Origin of the sequence: Streptomyces sp. BPTC-684 (assembly GCF_030028635.1) — a bacterium.
In the GTDB taxonomy this organism is placed as follows: Bacteria; Actinomycetota; Actinomycetes; order Streptomycetales; family Streptomycetaceae; genus Streptomyces; species Streptomyces noboritoensis.
In genome coordinates, this window is sequence record NZ_CP124863.1 from 6,718,329 (window position 1) to 6,741,178 (window position 22,850).

General features: G+C 69.9%; 22 protein-coding genes and 2 pseudogenes. 14 read left to right on the forward strand and 10 right to left on the reverse strand.

Translation table 11 applies throughout. The annotated features are described in order from the left end of the window. Window positions 1–62: 62 nt before the first annotated feature. The 3 genes from QIY60_RS30100 to QIY60_RS30110 all read right to left on the reverse strand — a co-directional run bounded on the left by QIY60_RS30100 (window position 63) and on the right by QIY60_RS30110 (window position 2,883). Window positions 63–551 carry a hypothetical protein gene (locus QIY60_RS30100; protein ID WP_283145326.1) on the reverse strand — a complete coding sequence of 163 codons (489 nt, stop codon included), beginning with the start codon at window positions 549–551 and terminating at the stop codon, window positions 63–65. 711 nt (window positions 552–1,262) lie between these two features. Beyond that, a complete protein-coding gene (locus QIY60_RS30105) occupies window positions 1,263–1,841 on the reverse strand; it encodes a dihydrofolate reductase family protein (protein WP_283145327.1) in 579 nt (192 codons plus the stop codon). A gap of 253 nt (window positions 1,842–2,094) precedes the next feature. Then, window positions 2,095–2,883, reverse strand: a complete 789-nt coding sequence (locus QIY60_RS30110) for a VOC family protein (RefSeq protein ID WP_283145328.1) — start codon at window positions 2,881–2,883, stop codon at window positions 2,095–2,097. 337 nt (window positions 2,884–3,220) lie between these two features. On the opposite strand from QIY60_RS30110, the gene QIY60_RS30115 reads away from it, so the two are divergent. From QIY60_RS30115 to QIY60_RS30125, 3 genes are all read left to right on the forward strand, one after another. Next, complete coding sequence (locus QIY60_RS30115; RefSeq protein WP_283145329.1) at window positions 3,221–4,501, forward strand: serine hydrolase domain-containing protein; 1,281 nt, start codon at window positions 3,221–3,223, stop codon at window positions 4,499–4,501. 101 nt (window positions 4,502–4,602) lie between these two features. Continuing rightward, window positions 4,603–5,289 carry a CatB-related O-acetyltransferase gene (locus tag QIY60_RS30120; RefSeq protein WP_283145330.1) on the forward strand — a complete coding sequence of 229 codons (687 nt, stop codon included), beginning with the start codon at window positions 4,603–4,605 and terminating at the stop codon, window positions 5,287–5,289. A gap of 269 nt (window positions 5,290–5,558) precedes the next feature. Beyond that, window positions 5,559–6,905 (forward strand): phosphatase PAP2 family protein, encoded by a 1,347-nt coding sequence (locus tag QIY60_RS30125; protein ID WP_283145331.1) that lies wholly within the window; start codon window positions 5,559–5,561, stop codon window positions 6,903–6,905. Between the two features lie 90 nt (window positions 6,906–6,995). Here QIY60_RS30125 and QIY60_RS32810 read toward each other — a convergent pair whose 3' ends face one another. Next, window positions 6,996–7,430: a hypothetical protein gene (locus QIY60_RS32810; RefSeq protein ID WP_349253969.1), complete on the reverse strand. Its 435-nt coding sequence runs from the start codon at window positions 7,428–7,430 to the stop codon at window positions 6,996–6,998. Window positions 7,431–7,778: 348 nt separating this feature from the next. Here QIY60_RS32810 and QIY60_RS30135 point away from each other — a divergent pair, with 348 nt between their 5' ends. Then, complete coding sequence (locus tag QIY60_RS30135) at window positions 7,779–8,105, forward strand: plasmid stabilization protein (RefSeq protein ID WP_283145332.1); 327 nt, start codon at window positions 7,779–7,781, stop codon at window positions 8,103–8,105. Window positions 8,106–8,260: 155 nt separating this feature from the next. Next, window positions 8,261–8,740 carry a hemerythrin domain-containing protein gene (locus QIY60_RS30140; RefSeq protein WP_283145333.1) on the forward strand — a complete coding sequence of 160 codons (480 nt, stop codon included), beginning with the start codon at window positions 8,261–8,263 and terminating at the stop codon, window positions 8,738–8,740. Window positions 8,741–8,775: 35 nt separating this feature from the next. On the opposite strand, the gene QIY60_RS30145 is transcribed toward QIY60_RS30140, so the two are convergent. Beyond that, window positions 8,776–10,011 (reverse strand): MFS transporter, encoded by a 1,236-nt coding sequence (locus tag QIY60_RS30145; protein ID WP_283145334.1) that lies wholly within the window; start codon window positions 10,009–10,011, stop codon window positions 8,776–8,778. A gap of 476 nt (window positions 10,012–10,487) precedes the next feature. On the opposite strand from QIY60_RS30145, the gene QIY60_RS30150 reads away from it, so the two are divergent. Further along, window positions 10,488–10,802: a MarR family transcriptional regulator gene (locus QIY60_RS30150; protein ID WP_283145335.1), complete on the forward strand. Its 315-nt coding sequence runs from the start codon at window positions 10,488–10,490 to the stop codon at window positions 10,800–10,802. Here QIY60_RS30150 and QIY60_RS30155 read toward each other — a convergent pair. Next, window positions 10,767–11,471, reverse strand: coding sequence for a class I SAM-dependent methyltransferase (locus QIY60_RS30155; RefSeq protein ID WP_283145336.1), 705 nt, complete (start codon window positions 11,469–11,471; stop codon window positions 10,767–10,769). The two genes, QIY60_RS30150 and QIY60_RS30155, sit on opposite strands and share 36 nt — an antisense overlap. 265 nt (window positions 11,472–11,736) lie before the next feature. On the opposite strand from QIY60_RS30155, the gene QIY60_RS30160 reads away from it, so the two are divergent. Then, complete coding sequence (locus QIY60_RS30160; protein WP_283145337.1) at window positions 11,737–13,926, forward strand: PQQ-binding-like beta-propeller repeat protein; 2,190 nt, start codon at window positions 11,737–11,739, stop codon at window positions 13,924–13,926. A 25-nt stretch (window positions 13,927–13,951) separates the two neighbouring features. Here QIY60_RS30160 and QIY60_RS30165 read toward each other — a convergent pair whose 3' ends face one another. Further along, window positions 13,952–14,404: an ASCH domain-containing protein gene (locus QIY60_RS30165; protein ID WP_283145338.1), complete on the reverse strand. Its 453-nt coding sequence runs from the start codon at window positions 14,402–14,404 to the stop codon at window positions 13,952–13,954. Window positions 14,405–14,470: 66 nt separating this feature from the next. Between QIY60_RS30165 and QIY60_RS30170 the strand changes: the two are divergent. Beyond that, window positions 14,471–14,644, forward strand: a pseudogene (locus QIY60_RS30170) (3-oxoacyl-ACP synthase); the annotation flags it as partial. A gap of 187 nt (window positions 14,645–14,831) precedes the next feature. On the opposite strand, the gene QIY60_RS30175 reads toward QIY60_RS30170, so the two are convergent. Next, complete coding sequence (locus QIY60_RS30175) at window positions 14,832–15,653, reverse strand: helix-turn-helix transcriptional regulator (protein WP_283145339.1); 822 nt, start codon at window positions 15,651–15,653, stop codon at window positions 14,832–14,834. Between the two features lie 222 nt (window positions 15,654–15,875). Between QIY60_RS30175 and QIY60_RS30180 the strand changes: the two genes are divergently transcribed. The 6 genes from QIY60_RS30180 (at window position 15,876) to QIY60_RS30205 (ending at window position 21,625) form a co-directional block, all read left to right on the forward strand. Then, window positions 15,876–16,076 (forward strand): hypothetical protein, encoded by a 201-nt coding sequence (locus QIY60_RS30180; protein ID WP_283145340.1) that lies wholly within the window; start codon window positions 15,876–15,878, stop codon window positions 16,074–16,076. Between the two features lie 186 nt (window positions 16,077–16,262). Next, complete coding sequence (locus QIY60_RS30185) at window positions 16,263–17,183, forward strand: NADP-dependent oxidoreductase (protein WP_283145341.1); 921 nt, start codon at window positions 16,263–16,265, stop codon at window positions 17,181–17,183. Between the two features lie 95 nt (window positions 17,184–17,278). Then, window positions 17,279–17,656, forward strand: coding sequence for a VOC family protein (locus QIY60_RS30190; protein WP_283145342.1), 378 nt, complete (start codon window positions 17,279–17,281; stop codon window positions 17,654–17,656). A gap of 88 nt (window positions 17,657–17,744) precedes the next feature. Further along, on the forward strand, window positions 17,745–18,410 hold the full coding sequence (locus QIY60_RS30195) for a response regulator transcription factor (protein WP_283145343.1): 666 nt from the start codon (window positions 17,745–17,747) through the stop codon (window positions 18,408–18,410). Continuing rightward, window positions 18,407–19,633, forward strand: coding sequence for a HAMP domain-containing sensor histidine kinase (locus QIY60_RS30200; protein WP_283145344.1), 1,227 nt, complete (start codon window positions 18,407–18,409; stop codon window positions 19,631–19,633). Before QIY60_RS30195 ends, QIY60_RS30200 begins: the two co-directional genes overlap by 4 nt. A gap of 129 nt (window positions 19,634–19,762) precedes the next feature. Next, on the forward strand, window positions 19,763–21,625 hold the full coding sequence (locus QIY60_RS30205) for a glycoside hydrolase family 9 protein (RefSeq protein WP_283145345.1): 1,863 nt from the start codon (window positions 19,763–19,765) through the stop codon (window positions 21,623–21,625). A 77-nt stretch (window positions 21,626–21,702) separates the two neighbouring features. Here QIY60_RS30205 and QIY60_RS30210 read toward each other — a convergent pair. After that, window positions 21,703–21,936 (reverse strand): annotated as a pseudogene (locus QIY60_RS30210) (beta/gamma crystallin domain-containing protein); the annotation flags it as partial. A 106-nt stretch (window positions 21,937–22,042) separates the two neighbouring features. Beyond that, a complete protein-coding gene (locus QIY60_RS30215) occupies window positions 22,043–22,543 on the reverse strand; it encodes a VOC family protein (protein ID WP_283145346.1) in 501 nt (166 codons plus the stop codon). Window positions 22,544–22,850: the final 307 nt, after the last annotated feature.

The following is a 22,850-nucleotide window of genomic DNA, read 5'->3' on the forward strand; positions in this document are numbered from 1 at the left end:
CGCTGGGAGCTGTCCCAGCGGAGCGGAGCCGAAGGCGCCACACACGGCTTCGGTCGGGGCGATCAGTGCTGGCTGTTCAGGAAGCCGATCGTGACCGCGCCCCACCAAGCGGCCTGTGAAACCACTGCTGTCACGGCACTGCGGATCAACAGCGAGAGGCGGACCGGGGCGCCGCTGACGGCGGTCAGTCGGCGGTGCAGGGCCGACGCCTGGACACCGTTGAGTGAGAGCACGAGAACGAGCCCGAGCTTGACGCACGTGAGCGGTGAACCGAGATCGGGATGCAGGAAGGCACCGCTGAAGAGCAGACCGCCGAGGCCGACCCACACCGGGACGTGCAAGGGGGCCGTGAAGTCGAGCACCTCGCGGAGGGTCTTGCGGCCCGTGAGCCACAGGACACCGTAGTAGTCGACTGCGAGTACCGCACCGAAGCCCAGGACCAGGGAGGCGAGGTGGACGAACAGCGCCGCGGTGTGAAGCGCGGTGTCGGCTTGCAGGTGCAGGGCGATCCATGTCGTGGCCGCCCAGCCGACACATACCGCGAGGGACACCGCCGCGGTCCGACACCAGTGGGGAAGCTGGAGCAGTTCCGCATCCCGTCCAGGTCTGTGGGGGCTCGCGGTGGCGTCGGCGGCGGACATGGTTGCTCCAGGGATCTTCTGCAGGGTGCGCTCGCACCAGCAATCGGCGAGCGAAGGTAAGGCTGGCCTAAGTATCGATGGCCGTCAAGGTGACCGTCCGTACAGTGGGCACAGCACCGCGCAGCCACGGCTGCGCACCTGGGAGCAACAGGGCGCGCCGGGGGCTGTCGAAGGTAAACCCCGCCGGGTCAGGCCAGTGAGGGGCCGCCCGGGAGGGCAATGGGGTGGCGGTAGCCCGGTTCGACCTCTTCGACGGTGGCGTCGCGGGCGCGTTCTCCGACGAGACGGAGTACCCGGTCCTCGCCGTGGTCCTCGCCGCGGTCTTCGCCGGGAGGTGTGTGGGGGAACGTGAGCTCTTCGTGTACGTGGATGATCTCGCCGGTGTCGGCCGAGCGGACCGCGAAGGATCGCGGTATCCCTCCGAACGTTCTTCGGCCGCGCCTGAGGGGCCTTGCGCTCTGCGACCTTCTCACCCCCCGCGCCACATCTCAAGCACTCACCGCAATCGCACCGCCACCGTGTGCATGGGCTGCCGCTTGCGGTCGTGGCGGCAGTCGGAGGCCGAGTCCAACGCGACGAGCGGCTCGGCGGGGCAGCTCGTCGAACGCCCCATGGATGGACTCAGACATGCAGGGTCGGCCGGTAGACGAGCTCTTGGATGTGGCCGTCGAGCGTCCGGTGCTCGATCAGTTCGAGGTCGAAGTCGGCCGCGTCCTGGAAGATCGGGTCCAGCCCGGTCTGGCCGGTGATCACAGGGAAGACCGTCACCTGGACGCGGTCGACCAGACCGGCGGCCATCAGCGCCCGGTTCATCGACAGGCTGCCGTGCGAGCGCAGCGGTACGTCGGACTCCTCCTTGAGCCGGGCGACGACGTCGACGGCGTCGCCGCTCACGACGTTCGCATCCGGCCAGTCGAGGGGTTCTTCCAGTGTGGTCGACACCACCGTTGCCGGCAGGCTCCTCATCCGTGTGACCCACGGGTCACGTACGTCGGACTCCTCGGTGCTCTCGGCCAGCATCCGCGCGAACGCGCGATACGTGTTGGCCCCGAAGACCATCCGCTGCTCCTCGCCGTACAGGGCGAGGCGGTGGTCGAGGAGCTCGGGGCCCTGCTTGCCCCAGTAGCCGGTCCAGTTGCCGCCGGCGCCGCCGAAGCCGTCGAGGCTGGAGAAGACGTCGAATGTGTAGGTGGCGGTCATGATGCCCTCCTCGGGTGCGGTTGATGAGCGCGGTTGATCGCGTGTGTGGATACAGACCGGAGCCCACCGCGAAACTCATCGCACTTGCGCAGCCGGAGGGAAAAGTGCACCCGTTCGAACCACCCGGGTCCAGGGCGGCAATGGGTGGTCGGTGTGGAAGGCGATGTCCGGCCCGCCTACCAACATGGGCAGACGGGCCGATCCGGGCACCAGGAGAGCTCGCCCCGCGTCTATGCGCCGGGGTCAGCCGGGGTCAGCTGGATTCGGTGGCAGAAGGGGCGATGACGGCAAACTTGCCGCCTTGCGGGTCCCGCACGACGGCCATCCGCCCGGAGGCCATGTCGAACGGTGGCTTGAGGACGTTGCCGCCGGCGCGGATCAGGGCCTCGACGGTGCTGTCGGTGTCGTCGACGGCGAAGTACGTCAGCCAGTGCGAGGGCGTGCCCGGCGGCATCTTGTCGAGCCCCTGCATCCCGGCGACGGTCCGCTCGTCGACTTCGAGGGCGAAGTAGCCGTCCTCGCCGTCCATCGGGGCCCTCGTGATGCCCAGGACGTTGGAGTAGAAGCGCGCAGCGGCATCCGGGTCGCTGGTGTTCAGCTCGCTCCAGATGAACGCACCGGGCTCGTTGACGACTTGCGCACCGAGGAAGTCACGGGCCTGCCACAGGCCGAACACCGCGCCCGTGGGGTCGGCGGCGAGCGCCATGCGGCCGAGCGTGAGCACGTCCACGCCGGGCATGACCACGGTGCCGCCGTTGTCGGTGATCCTCTTCTCGTCGGCGTCAGCGTCGGAGGTGGCGAGGTAGGTGGTCCACACGGTCGGTGGGGTGGGCCCGTCCTCGGGCGATATCGCGGTCGCGATGCCGGCCACCGGCTTGCCGCCGAGGGTGCAGACGGCGTACCCGCCGGTCTCCGGCGGCCCCACCTCGCCCTCCCAGCCGAAGAGGCCGCGGTAGAAGTCGAGTGCCGCCTGCTGGTCGGGGACCATGAGGTCGACCCAGCAGGGAGTGCCGGGCTTGTAGGGGCTGTTGACGTCGGGCATGAGCAGTCTCCGTAAGCTGAGGGAACGGAATGCGAAAGGGCGGCGCGGCTCTGAGCAACCAGTGATTTTTCCACCGGTATGGCTCCCGAACAAGGAAGCCAGGGGAGCGGGGGATCGCGCGCGTACGGTCGCGTTACCGGTGACGCCGCCGTGGACTGGGTCTGGTTGGCCGGGAGTTGCCTGGGGGCTGGCCCCACCTCAAGTGGGTGGCGTACCGCCGTGACACGGCGCCCGCAAGTGCGTAAGGGTGATCGGCATGACGACGGACTTATGCTCCACCAGCGCGCACGAACCATCCCGGACTCGACCTGCTGCCCGCCGACGCCGTGAGCGCCTCATGGCGTCGGCGTCCCTCTTGGCGGTGACCGGCCTGACGCTGACCTGCCTGGTCGGCGCACTCGATCAAGAAGGACAAGCGGCCGCCCGTACGGCCTCTGCCGCTCCACCAGCCCGCTCCGCCTTCGCCACCGGGGTCAAGTCGCGGCAGAGTACCCAACTGCACCGACTGGTACGGGAATTGGTGGCTGCCGGAGCACCCGGCGTGATCGTACGAGTGGACGACGGCCAGGGCCGCCCCCTGGAGATTGCCGAGCAGGCCCCCTGGACCAGGAAGGATCACCGGCTCCGGGCGGAGGACGAGTTCCGGATGGGCTCCAACACCAAGACCATGATGGCCACGCTCGTGCTGCAACTGGTCGGTCAGGGCAAGCTCGCCCTGGCCGACCCGGTGGACACCTGGCTGCCGGGCCAGGTGCCCAACGGCCGCGCGATCACGTTGCGCATGCTGCTGAACCACACCAGCGGCCTGTTCGACTACACCGAGGATCCCGCGGTCCTGCCCTCGGCCATGGGCAAGGACCAGCGGCGATGGACGTCGGAGCAACTGCTCGCACTCGGCGTGCGGCACGATCCGCTCTTCGCGCCGGGCACCCGGTGGGCGTACAGCAACACCGACTACGCCGCGATCGGTGCCGTCCTGGAGAAGGCCACGGGCCGGAGCCTGGCTGATCTGGTCCGTGACCGGATCGCCCGTCCGCTCCACCTGGAGCACACCTATTACGCCACGGACTCCACCTGGCACGGCCCGCACGCCCGGGGCTACGAACCCGATGCGGCCCACATGCCGCCGGGTGTGCCGGCCGAGTTCAGGGACTTCGCCGGGGTGCACCGCGGCGGTCATGTGGACGTCTCCCACAACAATCCCTCGTGGGGCGGCGCGGCCGGGGCCGTGGTGTCCACCGCGCAGGACTGGGGGCGGTTCCACGCCGCGTTGATGTCCGGCAGGCTGCTGCCCGCCGCCCAGCTGGCCCAGATGCGCACCACCGTGCCCATCTTCCCGGACCGGCCGGACGGGCCCGGCTACGGGCTGGGCATCGAGACCGCCGCGACCCCGTGCGGCACGGTGTGGGCGCACGACGGCGGCATCCCCGGCTACCTCAGCACGAGCGTCACCGACTCCACAGGCAGGCGCACGGCGACCGTCCTCGTGGCGACGGAGGCCTTCGCCGAGCACCCGGACGCCTTCCCCGAGCTCGCCACAGCGGCCAAGACGCTCCAGACCGCGGCGATGTGCGCCTTGTTCGACAAGCCCGCGCCGATCGCGGAACCGATCAGCTGATCCTGTCCTCATACACACAAAACGGTTTCCTGGCCGGCGCGGTGCCGCGATCATGGAGCGGATATGGACACGAACACACAGCCCGGAAGGAATCACTCGCCATGCCTGTGCCCGCCGACCCGACGGTCCTCCACCCGATGCCCGAGCAGCCGCGGGTGGTGCTGCTCAGGCCGCTGGTGAAGTCCCCGCTGATCGAGGTCGGGGAGTACTCCTACTACGACGACCCGGACGACGCGACCGCGTTCGAGACGCGCAACGTGCTCTATCACTACGGGCCGGAGAAGCTGATCATCGGCAGGTTCTGCGCGCTGGGCACGGGGGTGAAGTTCATCATGAACGGAGCCAACCACCGCATGGACGGTCCCTCGACCTTTCCCTTCCCCACCATGGGCGGCTCCTGGTCCGAGCATGTCGACCTGCTCACCGGCCTGCCGAACCGGGGGGACACCGTCGTCGGCAACGATGTCTGGTTCGGATACGAGACGACGGTGATGCCCGGCGTACGGATCGGACACGGCGCGATCATCGGCTCCGGCGCCGTGGTCACCAGTGACGTACCCGACTACGGGATCGTCGGCGGCAACCCCGCCCGCCTCATCCGTACCCGCTACAGCGAGCAGGATATCGCCCGGCTGCTGGCCGTGGCCTGGTGGGACTGGCCGGCCGAGCACATCACCGAGCACGTACGGACGATCATGTCCGGCAGCATCGCCGACCTGGAAGCGGCTGTCCCAAGGGCTCTGGAAGCGGCTGCCCCCAAGGGCTTCCGAGGCGTAAGAGGGGAATGAGTGTTCCCCTGATTTCCCGCCCGCCGGGCGTCGCGAGTTTTCATGGTCATGCCGAAACGCCGGGTCACTGAGCGTGCAGGATCGAGTGGTCTCCGTACTAAGGGTGACCAGCGAAACCCACCCGCATCGCTCCTATAACATGATCGAACGGTGGTCGCCTTCCCGTCGCCCGCCCTTCACCGGAAATTTATGCTGTCCGGCACGGAAAATGACCTATACAAATAAAATCTAACAAATCGGCCATACAATTGACTTCTATAACAACGCGGGTGCTTTCGCGAATAGCCCATAGAATTGACTTCGCCGCGTGGCGTCAGCCGCGGGCGATTCTGTGGGCCACGGCGGGTGTGGTAACCCTCGGATTCCTCATCGGCCTGGAGATCACCGCGCGTCACTACGGACTGCCGGGTCCGATCGCCAATCAGGCGCAGGAGGTGGTATTCGCCCCCAAATCGGGGCCGCTGTTGTACGCCGGTATGGCGTTGACGATGGTGGTGCTCACCTGGAGGCAACGGTTCATCGCGATCGGTGTCGCGATCGGTATCGACGCCGTTATCCTGCTGCTGCGGTGGGCGCTCGATGCCAAGCTGGCCTTCGGCAATGGCGCATTGTGGGTGATTCTGGGCTGCGCGGTCATCGCTATTACGCGCCGCACCGGCCGGGAGCGTGCGCTGCTGCTGAAGGGCGTCGGGCTGGGCCTGCTGCTGGTGGCCGGTCACAAGACCGGCGACACCTGGCTGCTCATCACGTCGAAGACCCGCCCGATGGTGCTCGACCAGTACGTGGCCACCGCCGACCACGCGCTGGGCAACCCGTCGTGGCTGGCCGGCCAAGTGGTCGAGGCGACCGGCCCCGTCGGCTCCCATCTTCTCCACGTCGTGTACAGCCAGCTTCCGCTGGCAGCGGCTCTCGTCGCGCTGTACCAGCTGCGTAAGGTGGCGGTCGAGCGCCGCTTCCCGGAGCACCATCTGGTGCGCACCTTCCTGGTCATCGGACTGCTCGGGCCGGCCATCTACATGATCTTCCCGGTGGTCGGGCCGGTCTTCGCCTACGGCGACGGCGCCTTCGGCACCGGCGGCGGGCACTGGGTGGTGGCCGACCTGTGGCCGAACACGCCGCCGCCGCTCAACCCGCACCCGATGCCGTACGACCAGATCACCCCTCGCAACTGCATGCCCAGCCTGCACACGGCGTGGGCCACCACGATCTTCATTCATTCCCGCAAGGGCTCACGGGGTGTGCGATACGCAGGCACGTTCTGGCTGGTCGCCACGCTCAGCGCGACGCTGGGATTCGGTTACCACTACGGTGCGGATCTCATTGCCGGTGTGGTGTTCGCGCTGACGATCGAGGCGGCGATGCGCTCGTTCAACCGCGGCTGGGACCGGTCGGCGATTCAGCTGGTCGCTTACGGCACAGTGGTCTTCGCTGCGCTCTTGGTGTCGTACCGCTATCTGCCGATGCAGATGGCCGATCACCCGTGGGTGTTCGGACCGCTTCTCCTTCTGGCGCTGAGTTCAGTTGTCTACGCCTATGTGCGGACCACGAAATCGTGGGAACCGCAGACCGCGCTGGCGCGGCAACGGGAATTGCAACCGCAGCCCGAAATGGCGTGAGTGTCTTTGTAGGACGCGCGGCGCAGGGCCGGGGCGCTCGGCTGACACCGGCGCGTCGGCCCCGCCGGTGTCAGGGCGCCGGGCTCGCGGTCACCAGGGCAGGACGCCGACCGCGTTCTGGAACGTCCCCGTCGGGCCGTCGGCGCCGACCCGCGGCAAGCGCACGATGACCTCGGCGCCCTGCTCCCCGCTCTGGCTCCCGGTGCCGTGGTTCAGCCCGGTGGCCGTGAAGCCGGGGCCGACGGCATTCACCGCCTTGGAGCCGGGTACGCGACGTCCGGGGAGAAGTGCTCCGGCGCGACCGGCCCGGGCCTGTTGATCGCGCGTGGAGCACACCCTTGTGCGGTAGCCGTACCACTCTCCTGTCTTCCCCCAGAAGGTCACACCGTTCACCGTGGCCTTCTGCAGCCCCATGCTGTAGCGGGCCGGACTCCCGTCCAGCATGCGCACCCCGGCAGGTGGCAGGGTGAACAGCTTCTCCCTGATGTGCTTCGGCAACAGCGCACCGCGGAACAGCGCTTCCATGAAGTGGGACAGATCGTCAGCAGGAGTGACCAGGGAGGACGTCGTGCGTACGGCACCGGCGGTTGTGACGAGGGCCGTAAGCCGGTGGAGGTACGGGCTCCGGCGGCGACCGAAGTGATGGACCTGGGCTGAGAGCCGTCGTTCACTTGAAACCGCCGGAGCAACGCATCGTCGGACGCGGGCGGGGCACCCGATGGCCATGGACGCATACGTTCGACCCCGAGGGGAGCGTTCTCCAGGACCCGGCCCCCCAGCCGCTCCCGCCCCCCCCAATTGCGGAGCCGGTTGCAGCAGCACAAGGTGAGATTGAGTAGGTAAACAATCGCCCAGGGTAGCCAAGGAGTCGTCATGCCTCGTGGATCCAGCCCGAAGCGGGAACGTCAGTACGAACACATCAAGGAGAGCGCCGAAGAGCGCGGCGAGAGCACCGAGCGGGCGAAGGAGATCGCCGCCAGGACCGTGAACAAGGAGCGCGCCCGCTCCGGTGAGTCCAAGACCGCCAGCAAGAGCTCCACGCAGGACATGTCGTCCTCCGAGCGCGGAGGCCGGCGCTCGCACAGCGGCTCGCAGGGGCCGACGTACGACCAGCTCTATGCCGAGGCCCAGCGCCGCAACATCCACGGCCGCTCCGACATGAACAAGGCCCAGCTCAAGCGCGCGCTCGACGGCAAGTGACAGAACACGCCTGACCCCGGATTCGAGGTCGGGGGAGGGGCCGGGCGCATCAGCCCGCCCGCGACGCCCGCCAGCCCCGAAAGCGGCGCATGTTCATCCGCTTTGCCGGGTAGGGGGCTGAGCGGAAGTGAGTCCTGTGCCTCAGGGAGCTGCCCATGTCCACCGACGCGATCGTGATGCTGAGGGAAGGCCACAAGGAGATCAGGCGGCTGATCCGCTCCTATCGGGTCGAGCGGAACGCCGAGGTGATAGAGCCCTTCCTGCGCACCCTGACCGTGTACACGTACATCGAGCGGGAGGGCATGTATCCGCGCGTCTGCGTCCTCGTCCCCGAGACCGAGCCGGACGTCTTGGGCTTCGTGGAGGAGCACCACATCGCCGACGTGCTGGCCGCCGAGCTGTACGACATGCGCCCCGACGCCGTTGCCTTCGACGCCAAGGCCCGTCTGCTGATGGACATCGTCGAACGGCACATGGACGCGGAGGACCGCAGGTGGTTCCCGCGTGTACGGGCCGCCGTCGGGCGCAAGGAACTGCAGGAGATCGGCGCCTGGATGACGACGCTCGCCGAGCGCGCTCCTCAGCACCCCCGCCGCCCTTCCTCACGGGCGATGTGGGACACCGTGGCCGCGTGACAGCCCCCGGCTGAGCGCGCCCCGAAGCGCTGCTGTTACGGGTTTCGGCTCGCGGGACTGGCCGGCGGCGCCTCGGCCGGGTGGTGCTGGTCGCGCCGGTCGGCCAGCGCGGCCGAGAACCGCGCGCGGGCGACCGGCCCGACGAGTGCCACGGGCAGGGTGACGGCGGCGGCGATCGCGAAGAGCGTGCCGAAGTGCTCGTCGTCCGCCAGCCCGCTCACCAGATACGTGCTGAGGGCGGCCCCGGTGTACACGGCGCAGGCCACCAATGAGGTGGCGATGCCGCGTACTTGGGGCGGCGCGACCTCGGTTCCCCACGTCTGCACGGTGGACTGGACCAGTGCGAAGGCGAGTCCGGACAACACGCTGCCCGCCAGCACGGTCACCATCGACTGGGCGGGCACGCAGACCAGATAGCCCACGCCGAGCAGTACGCTGCCGACGGCGAAGTGGGTCGCTGCCGACACCCGATTGCCCAGGGTGCGCACCGCCACGCCGCCCGCCACCGCGGCCAGTCCGTAGCTGCCGGTGACGAGACCGGCGTACACGACGCTGTGCCCGCCCGACTGCAGCGCGGTGTTGAAGAAGTTGAAGAAGCCCAGCATGGCCGCGCCTTCGAAGACCGCGAACACCACGAGGAACCGGAACCAGCCGATACGGAAGACCATGCCGAGCCGGGCCTTGACGCTCGTGCCGCTGGGCGCCGGGGCGGAGGCCTCCGGCAGGCGGCCGAAGGCGAGGGCGAGCAGCGGTGAGCAGATCGCGACCAGCAGGATGGCCGCGCGCCAGCTCCACAAGTGGGTGAACACACCGGCGACCACGGTCGCGGCGGCCGTGCCGACCGCCCCGGCCGCCAGGACGCTCGCCACGGTCCGCTGCCGCTGGGCGAAGGGCAGCCGGTCGCCCACGTACGCCACCATCACCGGCAGCAGGGCGGCCGCCGACGCGCCCGCGAGCGCGCGCCCGAGGATGAGTACGCCCAGGTTGGGGGCGAGCGCGGACACCAGGTCGGCGACGCACATGGCGAACAGGGCCGCGCGCATGACCCGTACGCGCCCGTATACGTCGGAGATGAGGCCGTGTACAGGCTGCATCAGGCCGAACAGCAGCAGATAGACGGTGAGCGCGATCGTGACGTGGGAGACGCTGACGCCCAGCCCCTTGGACGCGGGCAGCAGCAGCGGTGTGATCACGATCCGGTCGAAGTTGCCGAGGAAGGACCCGGCGTAGACCAGCCGCATGTCCTGGGCGTCGCTGACGTGCTTGTTCATCGTGTTCCCTCCGGCCCCGTGGCCTGCTGACGGGCTGCGGCTGCCTGCGCCCGCGCCTCCATGACTGTCCCGGAAGGCCAATTAATCAATGAAGCTGATAGTCAGAGGCCCTGATGGGTCAGTATGGGACTGCCCGACGGAATCGTCAACGCGGGGGGCGGCCCTCGCGGGCGCCAACTGGTCGAAGGGAGAGCTCAGTTGGGGTAACGGGCGACCTGCCCGGCTCGTCACGGGTGCGCGCGCCCGCTGTTGAAGGCTTGACGGGTCGCGGCAGCGTTGATGTTCTGTCCGAAAGACAGTCGGTGCCGCTGTCGGATCCGAGGGGGGCCGGAGAATTGACGGTGAGCGGGGAACTCGGTGTTGGGGACCGGCCTTTGTTCGAAGGGCTTCAGCAGTGGCACGGCTTCTTGTTGCGCAAGGCCGCCCAGACGGTCACGGGATGCGCCGAACGCGACTTGTGCCCCCTTGATGTGACGATGCGTCAATTCGGTGTGCTGAGCGTCGTCGCGGCCGAACCGGGGCTGAACCAGCGGGCCGTGGGCAACAAGCTCCGCATCGACCGGACGACCATCGTCGCCCTGGTCGACAAGCTGGAGGGGACCGGGCTGATGGAGCGCAGACGCGGCCCCGACCGCCGGACGTCGGCCCTGCACCTGACCGAACAGGGCATCGCACGGCTGCTGGAGGCGCAGGAGGTGCTGGCCGAGGTCCATCGGGAGTTCCTCAGTCCCCTGTCCGCCGAGGAGTGTGATGCCCTACGGAGTCTCCTGGTACGTCTCGTGGTGCGGTAGCCCGGCCGCTGACGCGGGCAGGTCCGGGCGGTCGGCGGTGGCGCGGCTCGCCCTGATCACGGTGGCGTACGCCTCGCGCTCGCCCGACGCGGTGGGGACGATGTGGACCACCCGCTCGGCCCGTTCGACGCGCAGATCCGGCAGCTCCGCGGAGAGGCGCTCCGGAGTGAACATCCGCTCCGGGTCGGACGGGCCTTCGAGGCCCCTGCCGAGGTTGTCGAGATGGTGCCCCACGACGACCAGCCGCCCGCCCGGAGCCAGCGCCTTGGCCGCACGGGCCAACAGCGCGGCCCGCAGCGGCGGCTCGGGGTGCACGTACGTGATGAGGATGACACCGAAGGCGCCCTGCCGCGGTTCGTAGGAATCCAGGTCCGCGAGGACGGTCGTCACATCCAGTTCCTCGGCCGCGGCATCTCGGCGGGTGCGCTCCAGGGCCGTCGCGGAGAAGTCCACGGCCGTCACCCGCCAACCGCGGCGGGCGAGCCACAGGGAATGGCGTCCGGCACCCGCGCCGAGGTCGAGTGCCAGGCGTCCCGGCGCGTTCGGCCCGGCGGACGCGTCCGGGGGCACGAGCGCGAGCTCCGCGACCGCCAGCGGATGGGGAACGAGTGTCCAGCCGAGGTTGCCGTGGGTGTACCGACGGTCCCAGAACTCCGCCGAATCCGTCATCTGCGCTCGTACCTCCGCGTGTTGGGAAGAGCCCTGAGCAAATCGACAGGAGGACAGATTATCACTGAGACTGCCAGATGCAGCGGCTTGTCCATGAAGGGGCCGAGGCTTGGGTCGCCGGGGTGTCGCCCTCGCGTCCCGCTCGTGCTACGCCACGCGCAGGGCCGTATTCACGCTGATGAGGATTCGGGCATCATGTGGGCTCTCTCCGTTCAGGCCGGAGGGGTCGGCCCGTCCGGCAGGCCAAAAGGGTTGTGGGGTAAGGGTGTTCGAGGCGCTGGAGGCGGGGGACCCGCGTCGGGTGGGGCGCTACCGGGTCGTGGCGCGACTGGGCGCGGGTGGCATGGGGCGGGTGTACCTGGGCCGCTCGCCCGGCGGGCGGGCCGTGGCCGTGAAGGTGGTGCGTCCCGAGCTGGCGGAGGACGCGGAGTTCCGGCGCCGGTTCGCCCGGGAGGTGGCCGCGGCCAGGCGGGTGAACGGGGCCTTCACCGCAGGGGTGGTGGACGCCGATCCAGAGGGATCGCCGGCGTGGTTGGCCACGGTGTACGTGCCGGGTCTTTCGCTGGGGGAGGCGGTGGCAGCGCACGGGCCGTGGCGGCTGGAGCCGGTGCTGGCGCTGGGGGCGGGGCTGGCCGAAGGGCTGGAGGTCATCCACGCGGCCGGGGTGGTCCACCGGGACCTCAAGCCGTCGAACGTGCTCCTGGCCGCCGACGGGCCCCGGGTGATCGACTTCGGGATCTCGCTGGCCGGTGAGGCGAGCGTGCTGACCCGGACCGGCGTCATGCCCGGCACACCCGGCTTCATGTCCCCTGAACAACTGACCGCTCGGCCGGTGGGACCGGCTTGTGACGTGTTCGCCCTGGGCGCGGTGCTGACGTTCACCGCCACCGGTGTAGGGCCGTTCGGCACCGGCTCGGGGCACGTGCTCAACTTCCGTACCGTCTATGAAGAACCCGACCTCGCCGCGCTGCCTGCGCCCCTTCGGGCAGTGGTGGCGCGGTGCCTGGTGAAGGACCCGGGTGAACGGCCCGGCCCGGCCGAACTGCTGGACCAGCTGGCCGAGTCCGCAAGAGGAGGGCGGGCCACCCCCGTTGTGCTCACAGAGGCCGAGTGGATGCCGGAGGCCGTCGCCCGGACCGTACGGCTGCGGACCACCGCGCCCTCGCCGGAGCCGCCGCCCAGCCCCACGTCGGCGCGGACCCCCGACCCGCAGAGCGCCGCCCCACCCGCCACCGACCCGGTGCCGCCCCGGCCGACCATCGCCGAGCAGGACCGTACGGATGCTCACCCACGTAACACGTCCCCCGCGACCACTCCTGTCATCGGCACCACCGAGCCCGTGCCCCGGGCGTACGCGCACTCTCCCCGCCGGGTGCCCCAGCCCTCCACGGTTGCGGCCGCCGGGCCCACCGGAGTCTCCCGTCGACGGGCTCTGCTCGGCCTCGCCGGGACCGTCACGGCCGGCGGACTCGGTGTCGCGGGCTGGTACTTCGTGAAGGGCGGCTCCCGCAAACCCAAGTGGACGTTCACCAAGGGTGGTTCCAACTACGCGACGCCGCTGGTGTCCGGCGGGGTGGTGTATGTGAGCGGCCGCGAAGCATCCCTGTACGCGGTGGACGCCGCCACGGGCAGGCAGCGGTGGAAGTTCGGCACCGTGGAGGACGCCGAAGAGCCTTCGTCGCTGGCCATGTCCGGTGGGCTGGTGTATGTCTGTGGCGGCAAGCGGTTGTACGCGGTGGACATGGCTACCGGCAAGCAGCGGTGGAACTTCCCCACCAGCGGGGATGCGTATGCGCCGGCGGCGACCGACGGGCTGGTCTACGTCAGCGGCGACGCGTACCTGTACGCGGTGGATGCCGCCGACGGCAAACAGCGGTGGAAATTCCGCACCGACGCCACGGCGTTCCGGGCCTCGCCGGCGGTGGCCGACGGGGTGGTGTACGTCGGTGAAATCGACGATGGGCTGCTGTACGCGCTGGACGCCGTCACCGGTGAGCAGCGGTGGAAATCCCACGTCGGAATCGTGTCCTGGGCGCCGCCCGTGCTGGCTGACGGCGTGGTGTACTGCACTACCTCCGGCGGTCGGCTCTTTGCGGTAGATGCCGCCAACGGCAAGCCGAAGTGGGAGTTCTCCAACGGCGGTGGTGGCTCGGTGGCGGTGTCAGGCGGGCTGGTGTACGTCTGCGGTGGCAAGCAGTTGCACGCGCTGGACGTCGCCACCGGAGGCCAGCGGTGGATCTTCCCCGTCGGCAGCAGCCTTTCCTCACCGGCGGTCTCCGACGGGGTGGTGTACGTCGCCACCGCCAGCGACGACAAGTACCTGTACGCGGTGGATGCCGCGAGCGGCGAACAGCGGTGGAGGTTCCCCACCCACGATGCCGCGTCCACGCCAGTCGTGGTGAACGGGCTGGTCTACGTCAGTACCTTTGAGCGACTGTATGCGGTGCCGGTGTAAACGTGGAGACCATTCGGACGGTCAATCAGACCGGGTGAAGGTCGGTGACGAGGCGGAAGCGTTCCAGCACCACCAAGGTCTCGTCGTCCACGGTGAATTCCGGGTCTTCCAACGCCGCGCGCATCTCGTCGCTGTGCCAGAACCGCTCGTGGTTCGCCCGCCACCCGGCGATACTGGTGTCGCCTTCGCCTTCGTCCACCACGTGAGCGAAATCCACCTGCGCGAGCGGCACGACACGCACGCCGGTGACCTCGATGACCGCGACCGGACGGTCGTCCGAGTCGACGACGACCGCGCGGCTCCCGATGGACGGCGGCGTCTCCCCTTCATGCTCGTAGTCGATCACGAGTCCGGTGGTGGAGGTCTTGGAACCATCGAGGATGGCCGCGACGAGCTGGTCGCGCAGCGGACCGGGGAAGGCGAACTCGGCCCGGGGCAGCAAGGTGATGTCATCGGGTGAGGCGGCGTCAGTGGTCATACGGTCACGGTAGCGATCCGCTCGCTCGAAGCGGTAGCAATTAACGGGCGGGGGGCCTCCTTGCGGGCCGCTCTGCGCAGCGCGGGCGACCGGGTGGTGGATCTGGTGGTGTTGACGACCACGACACCCGATCACCGTTCGCCGGGGACGGCCCCCTGGGTTGCCGCACGACTGGACCTCGGTACGGTCCCGGCATTCGACATCGCGGCCGCCTGCTCCGGATTCACCCATGGCCTGGCCGTGGGTGCCCACGCCGTGAAGGAGACCACGGCCATGAGCCAGCCAGCCCAGCAGCCCTTCGACTACATCCGCACCTACCTGGTCTCGGCGTTCGGCCTGCCCACGGACGAACTCACCGGCGACTGCACCTTCGAGAGCCTGGAACTGCCGCGTCGCGTGGGGGCAGAGCCGTTGCCGACGTGTGCCGTCACCGGCTCTGTCGGGCAACGTATTCGTCGAGCGTCTGCAACGCACCCCACGCTCGGTCGAAAGTGGATGCGAAGTGCGCCAGGAAGGTTGGCCCTTCGACGCTGAAGCCGGTGAGTTGTTGGCGGCCGGCGCCGGAAAAGGAGAGAAAGGTGACGGAGTCGTCGATGAGGGCTGTGTTGTGCCAGGCGCAGGAGCTGTTCCAGGACATCACCCGTGCCTCGTACGAGTACACGTCCCTGACTTCTGACTGGTGTTCTCGCAGCCAGGCCAGATAGGCCGGTGGCGGCATGCCGTCGCGCTCCGGGACGCCGATGATGCGCCGGACGCTGGCGGAGTCGCCGGCGTGCTCCCTGGCCCACTGCAGCACCGTCTCGTAGTACGCGGCCACCTCCGAGGCGACCCACTGGCCGGGAGGATGAAGCCGTACGTAGGTGAGACGGATCTCGCTTCGGGCCGCGCGTACACGGTCGGCCGCGGCCCGGTAGAACGCGGGCGGGTTCGGATAGCAGACCATCTCCGCCTGCAGCGTCCGCGGAGGCTCGGGTGTGTTGTGCTTCAGGTCGTCCAGCTCGGTCCGGACGTCCCGCCAGAGCTCCTTCCACCGCTCCCAGTCGCCGCCCAGAGCGGTGACCAACCGACGGGTCAGAGTCTCACTGGGCAGGCGGTGGCCGTTGAGCGTTTCGGAGACCGTCGCCTGACTGCACTGTGCCCGCGCGGCGATCGTCTTGAGCTGGGGGTCGCCCGCGGTGATGCGGAGCCGTCGCAGAGCCGCGGCGAACCGCTGCACGGGCGGCAGCGCGCCGCGTGGGTAGCCCTCCATGTTCCCCCCAAGTGCCTGACACACGCCGGATGGCCGAGATGCTCGCACCTCGTACGCCGAGAGCGTGGAACTTCACCGAATTCCACCGAAAAAGGCCGAACTTCTGGTCCCTTTCCCGGCACATCGAGGTCCGTTGGATTCCCTGGACGGCCGGTACGGCGACCGGTCGAATGGAGGACACCTCAGTCCAGCAGTGCCCAGGAACAGGAAGGGGAGCACGACATGCCGATCGACTTCGCGGCGTCACTCCGCCGCCACTACTCGACCTTTCTCGCCGTTCTCGTGACCGGCGTCGTCCTGATCATCGCGCGCGGCGGCACCTCGCAGTCCACGGTCATCGCCTTGGACTGCGCGCTCGGTGTCGCCAGGCTGGTCAGCGGTTACGTCCTCGCACCCGCGCCACCGTCGGCGTCCAGGCACTGACGAGAGGTCGCCCGCCCCGACGCGGCGAGTGGGTGGTCTCCGGTGGGCGTCCGAGGTCCCGCCGGCTCCGGCTGTCGGCTGGAGTTGCCCATGTCGCCCAGCCGTGTGAATGCTGGACACAGGAGGGGGAGAGCCCCCGTCGACTGGGCCGGAGCGCAGCGACCGGCCGGAAAGCGGTCCTGGACCATGAAGGCAATTGCGCTTGAATCGTACGGAGCCGCCGACGATCTGCGGCTGGTCGAGCTGCCCGATCCCAAGGTCGCGCCCGGTGAAGTCCTCGTCCGGGTGAAGGCGGCCGGGGTGAATCCGGTCGACTGGAAACTCGCGGCCGGTTACCTGGACCCGATCATGGAAGTCCGCTTCCCGCTGATCTCCGGCTGGGACGTGGCCGGCGTGGTGGAACGGGTCGGCCTGGACGCCACCGAGTTCGCGGTGGGGGACGAGGTCTTCGGCAACGTGCGCAAGGACTGGGCGCAGAACGGCACGTACGCGGAGCTCGTCGCCGCGCCCGTCCGTACCTTGGCCAAGAAGCCCGCCGCGCTGACCTGGGAGCAGGCCGCCGGAGCGCCGCTCGCGGGGCTCACCGCCTACCAGGCGATCAAGCGGGTCGGTCTGGCCAAGGGCGAGACCGTGCTGATCCACGCCGCGGCCGGCGGTGTCGGCTCGCTCGGCGTGCAGATCGCCGTCGCGCTCGGTGCCCGGGTGATCGGCACCGCCAGTGAACGCAACCACGACTTCCTCCGCGAGCTCGGCGCGGAACCGGTCACCTACGGGGACGGGCTCGCCGACCGCGTACGGGAGCTGGCACCCGACGGTGTCGACGCGGCCCTCGACTTCATCGGCGAGGGTGCGGTCGACGTCTCGCAGCAGTTGCTCCGCGAGCGTGAGCGGATCGCGTCCATCACCGACGGGGAGGCCGCGGCCCGGGGCGGCCACTACGTCTGGGTACGCCCGGACGGCGGTGATCTGGCGGAGCTCGCCGCGCTCGCGGACGCGGGCAAGCTGACGGTGCCCGTGGAACACGCGCTGCCGCTGGCCGAGACCGCCGAAGCGTGGCGCCTGAGCCAGGCGGGCCGCACCCGAGGAAAGATCGTCCTGACCGTTTAGCACCCTGACTCACCTACAGCTGGGCGACCGGGTGGTGCCCCTGCGGTCTTGACTGTGCGAGGGCCGGGGCGCTCTGGGGCGCCTAGGATCGGTGGATGATCGCTGATCTGCAATGCGTGGTCCTTGACTGCCCGGATCCGGCGGAACTCGCCGCGTTCTACCGGTCCCTGCTCGGCGGTACCGTCAACCAGCAGGACAAGCGGTGGGCGCTCGACGATGACTGGGCGACTCTGCACACGCCGTCCGGCCTTGTCCTCGCCTTCCAGCGGGCCGCGGATTATCGGCCGCCGCGGTGGCCCGACCCGGCCCGGCCCCAGCAGTTCCATCTGGATCTCGGTGTCGCGGACCTGGACCGGGCCCAGGAGCAGGTGCTGGCGCAAGGGGCGACGCTCTTGGATGACGGCTCCGACGGGCGGAGTTGGCGCATCTATGCCGATCCGGCGGGGCATCCGTTCTGCCTGGTTCGTCATTGAAGGCAGACCACCGGAATGGAGCCGCAGCCCCGCGGGTTCACGACCGGAGCCGGATAGCTGCTTCGGACTGCCCGTAAGCTGCCGTCCCATGCGTGTGCTGGTGGTGGAGGACGACCCCGAGCTGGGGCCCGTCGTCGTGGAGGGGCTGCGTGCGGCCGGGTTCGCCGTGGACCTCGCCGTGCGGATCGACGAGGCCGATCTCAAGCTGGACGTCAATACGTACGACTGCTTGGTCGCCGACCGGGGGCTCCCCGACGGGGACGCCCTCGACCTCGTACGGGACCGTCGGCGCGCCGGGTCCGCACTTCCGGTGCTGCTGCTCACCGCGCTCGGCACCGTTGACGACCGGGTCGCCGGGTTCGAGCACGGCGCCGACGACTACCTGGTCAAACCCTTCGCCTTCGCCGAGCTCACCGCGCGTGTGCGCAGTCTGTGCCGCAGGGGGCACCCCGCGCGGCTGCCGGAGCTGCGTGTCGAGGACCTGGAGCTGGACCTGCCGCGCCGCCGGGTACGCCGGGCAGGGGTGCTCCTCACCCTGACCGCCAAGGAGTTCGGCGTACTGGAGGCGCTGATGGTGCGCGCCGGCGAGGTCGTCACCCGGAGCGAGCTGATCGACAGCTGCTGGGACGAGATGAGCGACCCGATGTCGAACGTCGTCGATGTCGTCATCGCACAGCTGCGCCGCAAACTCGGTCCCCCGGAGCTCATCGGGACCGTGCGTGGTGTCGGCTACCGCATCGCGGGCCCCGAGTGAGCGCTCCGCGGCGGCGCCCGCGCCCGGCCGTGGCGCGCCTCGCCCGGCTGCGGCGGAGGCTGACCGTCCTGTTCGCCGGGACCACCGCCGCCTGCCTGGTCGTCCTCGCCGTCGTCGCCGCCTCCATCGATGCCCACTCCCGTACCGAAGGGCTCGACAAGGAGGTCGGCCGCCGGGCCGACGGTCTGGCCCGGGCCGTGTGGATGGACAAGGGTGTCCTCCACCTCGAACCCCTGGCGGAGGACGCGCTGGCCCGGGAGCCCGGCGCGCTCACGGTCGTCGGCGGGCGGCGGGACCCGGATGTGCGCTGGTCGCGCCCGGGCCCGGGCGCGCTGCCCGCGCCCGACCGTCTCGACGGGCTGTGGCGGCGGGTCCTGTCCGAGCAGGACACGGTGTACGCGACCGAGACCTCCCGGGACGGTACGACCCTGCGCTGGGCCGTCTCGCCGGTGTGGGACGACGACAGCATCGGCGCGGCCGTCCTGGCCGGCGCCGATCCGGGCCCGGGTCGGCGCGACCATGCCCTCCTGGTGCGCTGGCTCGCGCTGGGCTGCGCGGCCCTGGTCCTGGCCGCCGCCTTGATCGGGCATCTGCTCTCCGGGCGCAGCATGCGTCCCGCGCTGCGGGCGCTCGACCAGCAGGAGCAGTTCCTCGCCGAGGCGGCCCACGAGCTGCGCACCCCGCTCGCCACGCTGCGGGCGACGCTGGAGTCGGACGGCGGCGCCGAGTCCGCCCGGATCGTCGACCGCATGGGCCGCCTGGTCGGCGGGCTGCTCACCCGGGCACGGGTGGAGGCGGGCACCCAGGAGGTGGAGCTGACCCCGCTCCGGCTCGACCAGCTGGTGGAGCAGGCGGTGGAGGAGGTGGCACGGGCCCATCCCGGGGCCGAGGTCACGGTGTCGGCCGAGCCCGTGGTGGTCGCCGGGGACCCCGACCTGCTGGAGCAGGCGGTGCGCAACCTCGTGGAGAACGCGCTGCGGCACGGCGGCGCGACTCCCGTCGAGGTACGGGTGCACCCCGACGGGGTCGCGGTGCGCGACCACGGTCCGGGCTTCGGCACCCGCACCGGCGCGGGCGGCAACGGAATCGGCCTCGCCATCGTCGGCTGGGTCGCCGAGCTGCACGGCGGCACGGTCGAGGCGGGGGCCGCACCGGGTGGCGGCGCGCTGGTGCGGCTGCGGCTGCGGCTCGAACCGGAGCGGTCGGACCGGGCGAGTTCCTGAGCAGACCGGCCGGGCCGTTCCTGAGCGGCGATCCGCCGACACGGCGGGATTCCCTCCGCATGGCGGGATTCTCTCCGCACGGCGGGAGCCCTCATCTTCTCCTCATGATGCGTCCGCCAGTCTGGCCGCATGTTCGCGAAAGTCAGGCGCCCGCGCGCCGCATCCGTCACCCTGGCCACCGCCGTCCTCATCGGTTCTGGAGCCGTCTGGTATGCCCTGCCCTCGCGGGGAGTCGAGGCACATCCCGTCGTGGTCCGGGTGAACCAGGCCGGGTACCTCACCGGTGGTCCCAAGGAGGCGTTCGCCATGGGCAGCGACGACGACGCGGTCGCGAGCGCGGGCTTCCAGGTGGTCGACGAGTCCGGCCGTCCGGTTCTGAGCGGCAGGACCGGACCTCGTACCGGCGCCTGGAATACGGAGTACGACACGGTCCGCACCCTCGACCTCACGGCGCTGACCACACCCGGCACCTACCGGCTCAAGCTGACCGGAACCGCCACCGGCACCTCGCCGCGCTTCAAGGTCGCCCCGGCCGGTGAGCTGATGCGCGGCCTGGCAGCCGAGAACGTGCGGTTCTTCCAGGCCCAGCGCGACGGTGCCGACGTCGTACCCGGCGTACTGGACCGCAAGCCCTCCCACCTCGCGGACCGCGCGGCGACCGTGTACGCCACGCCCCGCTACGACGACGAGGGCACCGAACTGACCGAGCCGCTGCGGCGCGTCGCAGGGCCCGTCGACGTCTCGGGCGGCTGGTTCGACGCGGGCGACTTCCTCAAGTTCACCCACACCGCGTCCTACTCGACCGCCCAACTGCTGCTCGCCCAGCGCTCGTTCGGCGACGTGCCGGGGCTCGACGCCGAGGCGCGCCACGGCCTGGCCTGGCTCGACCGGATGTGGGACGGCCGCACTGGCACGCTCTACGCCCAGGTCGGGATCGGCGCGGGCAGCAAGGAGTTCCGCAGCGACCACGACGTCTGGCGGCTGCCGGAGGCGGACGACGCGCTGGACGTCCGCCAGGGCGACCCCGACTACACCATCAAGCACCGGCCGGTCTTCCGGGCGAACGAGCCGGGCGAGCCCATCAGCCCCAACCTGGCGGGCCGGGTCGCCGGGGCCTTCGCGCTCGCCGCCCAGGCGGACGCCGAGGACAACCCGGAGCGGGCCCGGCAGTGGCTGGAGAAGGCCGCGGCCGTCTACGGGCAGGCCGACACCGAGCACTCGGGCGAGCTGGTGACCGCGTTCCCGCACGGCTTCTACCCGGAGGAGTCCTGGCAGGACGACATGGAGTTCGGCGCCGCGGAACTGGCCCTGGCGGCACGTCAGTTGGGCGATGAGCGGGCGGGGAGGTGGCAGCGCGAGGCGGGGGAGTGGATGCGGAAGTACCTCGCGTCGGACGCGCGCGGCACACTCGGCGTCGCCGATGTCAGCGCCCTCGCCCACGCCGACCTGCTGCGCCTCGCGCCGTCCGGCGCGGCCGTGGCGGATCTGCGGCGGCAGCTGTCGGACGGTGAGCGGCGGGCCGACAAGGACCCGTTCCGGGCGGGCGCCGTCTACACGGACTTCGACGCGGTGCCTCACACCTTCGGGCTGGTCGCCACCGCACGGCTGTACGCGCGGGCGACCGGCGACCACCGCTATGACGCCTTCGCCGAGCGTCAGCGCGGCTGGGCGCTGGGTGCCAACGCCTGGGGCACCGGTTTCATGGTCGGCGCGGGCGAGACCTCTCCGCACTGCCCCGAGCACCAGGCGGCCAACCTCACCGGCGCCCCCCTGCGCGGTGCGGTGGTCAACGGCCCGAACGCGGCGGCCAAGCTGTCCGAGCTCAACTCCTTCGACACGATGCGCCCCTGCGCGTACGGAACGGACACCTGGAAGCGCTTCGACGGCAAGGGTGCCCGCTACCTCGACCACGTCGGCGCGTGGCAGACGGTGGAACCGGCCGACGACTTCACCTCCACCGCGCTGCTCGCGTTCGCGCTGACGGCGGGGTGAGAGCCCGGCGAGGTCACGGCGCCCGACGACGGCAGCGGCGGAACCCCCTCCAGCTCGCCCGGTAATTGGCGGTGTCTCTCGTGCCAGCGTTCGATCTTCACCGAGTCGCCGTTGGCGTCGTAGTAGATCAGGTCGTTGTTCCCGGTGGAGATCTTGTCGACCCGCCACCCGCCGAAGTCGGTCTTCCCGCGGTTCGCGTAGCAGTCCACGCTCTGACGCGCCCCGCTGTGCGACCAGATCTTCAGGAAGTTCTTCCCACCGCGACAGGTGACGTGATCGATGGCGAAGGCGTTGCCGGTCGGCATGGCCATGGGGCAGTGCGTTGCGTGGACCAGGTATGCGAGGGCAGCGCGGGCGGGACGAAGGGGCAAGACGTCTTCAGGAAGGGGCAACTCGGCCTCGGCGATGGATCGTCCTTCAGGTGGCGGATCCGGCCGCGGCGCCCGTCTTGAGGTCGGGCCCCCAGCGCTTGAGCGATTCTTCGAGGTCGAGCGGGCCGGGGCGGGTTTCTTCGCCTGCGGTCGGCCAGTCCTCGCGGGGTACGCGCCACATGATCTCGAACTCGTTGCCGTCGGGGTCCTTGGCGTACAGGGATTTCGACACGACGTGGTTCGTGGAGCCGACCAGGGCGCCACGCTTGTTGATCTTGTCGGCGACAGCGACCAGCTCGCCGAGCGTGCCCACCTCCCAGGCCAGGTGGTAGAGGCCGACGCGGCCGCGCTCGGGGCCGGGCGCGTCCGGTCCGACGGAGAAGAGGCCGAGGTCGTGGTCGTTGAGCGTGTCCTCGGCGCTGAGGAACGCGGCGCGGCCGGGGATGTCGACGTCGAGCTTGAAGCCGAAGACGTCGGTGTAGAACTCGACGGCTCGTGCGACGTCACGCACGTAGAGCACCGCGTGGTTGAGGCGGCGTACAGGCATGGGGCTCTCCCGGGGCAGCGAAGGGTGAGGCGGTGGCCTCGCTTGCGACCATAAAACAATGTGAGACTTCAAGTAAATCCCTCGGATCCGCGAGTCTTGCGTTACGGTGCGTAATCGGGCTGATCGAATGGGCTTACGTGGGGTGAGGCGTGGCTCGACGACACCCTGCCGTGATCACTCGACCCGCCGGTCCGAGCCGGGTGGCCTGTTGCCTGTGCCGTCCCCGTCACCTGTCGATCCCCGCCGGTGTGAGAAGACCCAGAGGCAGCCGCACTTCCTGGCCGTCGTGCTCCGTCGCCCGTGACGA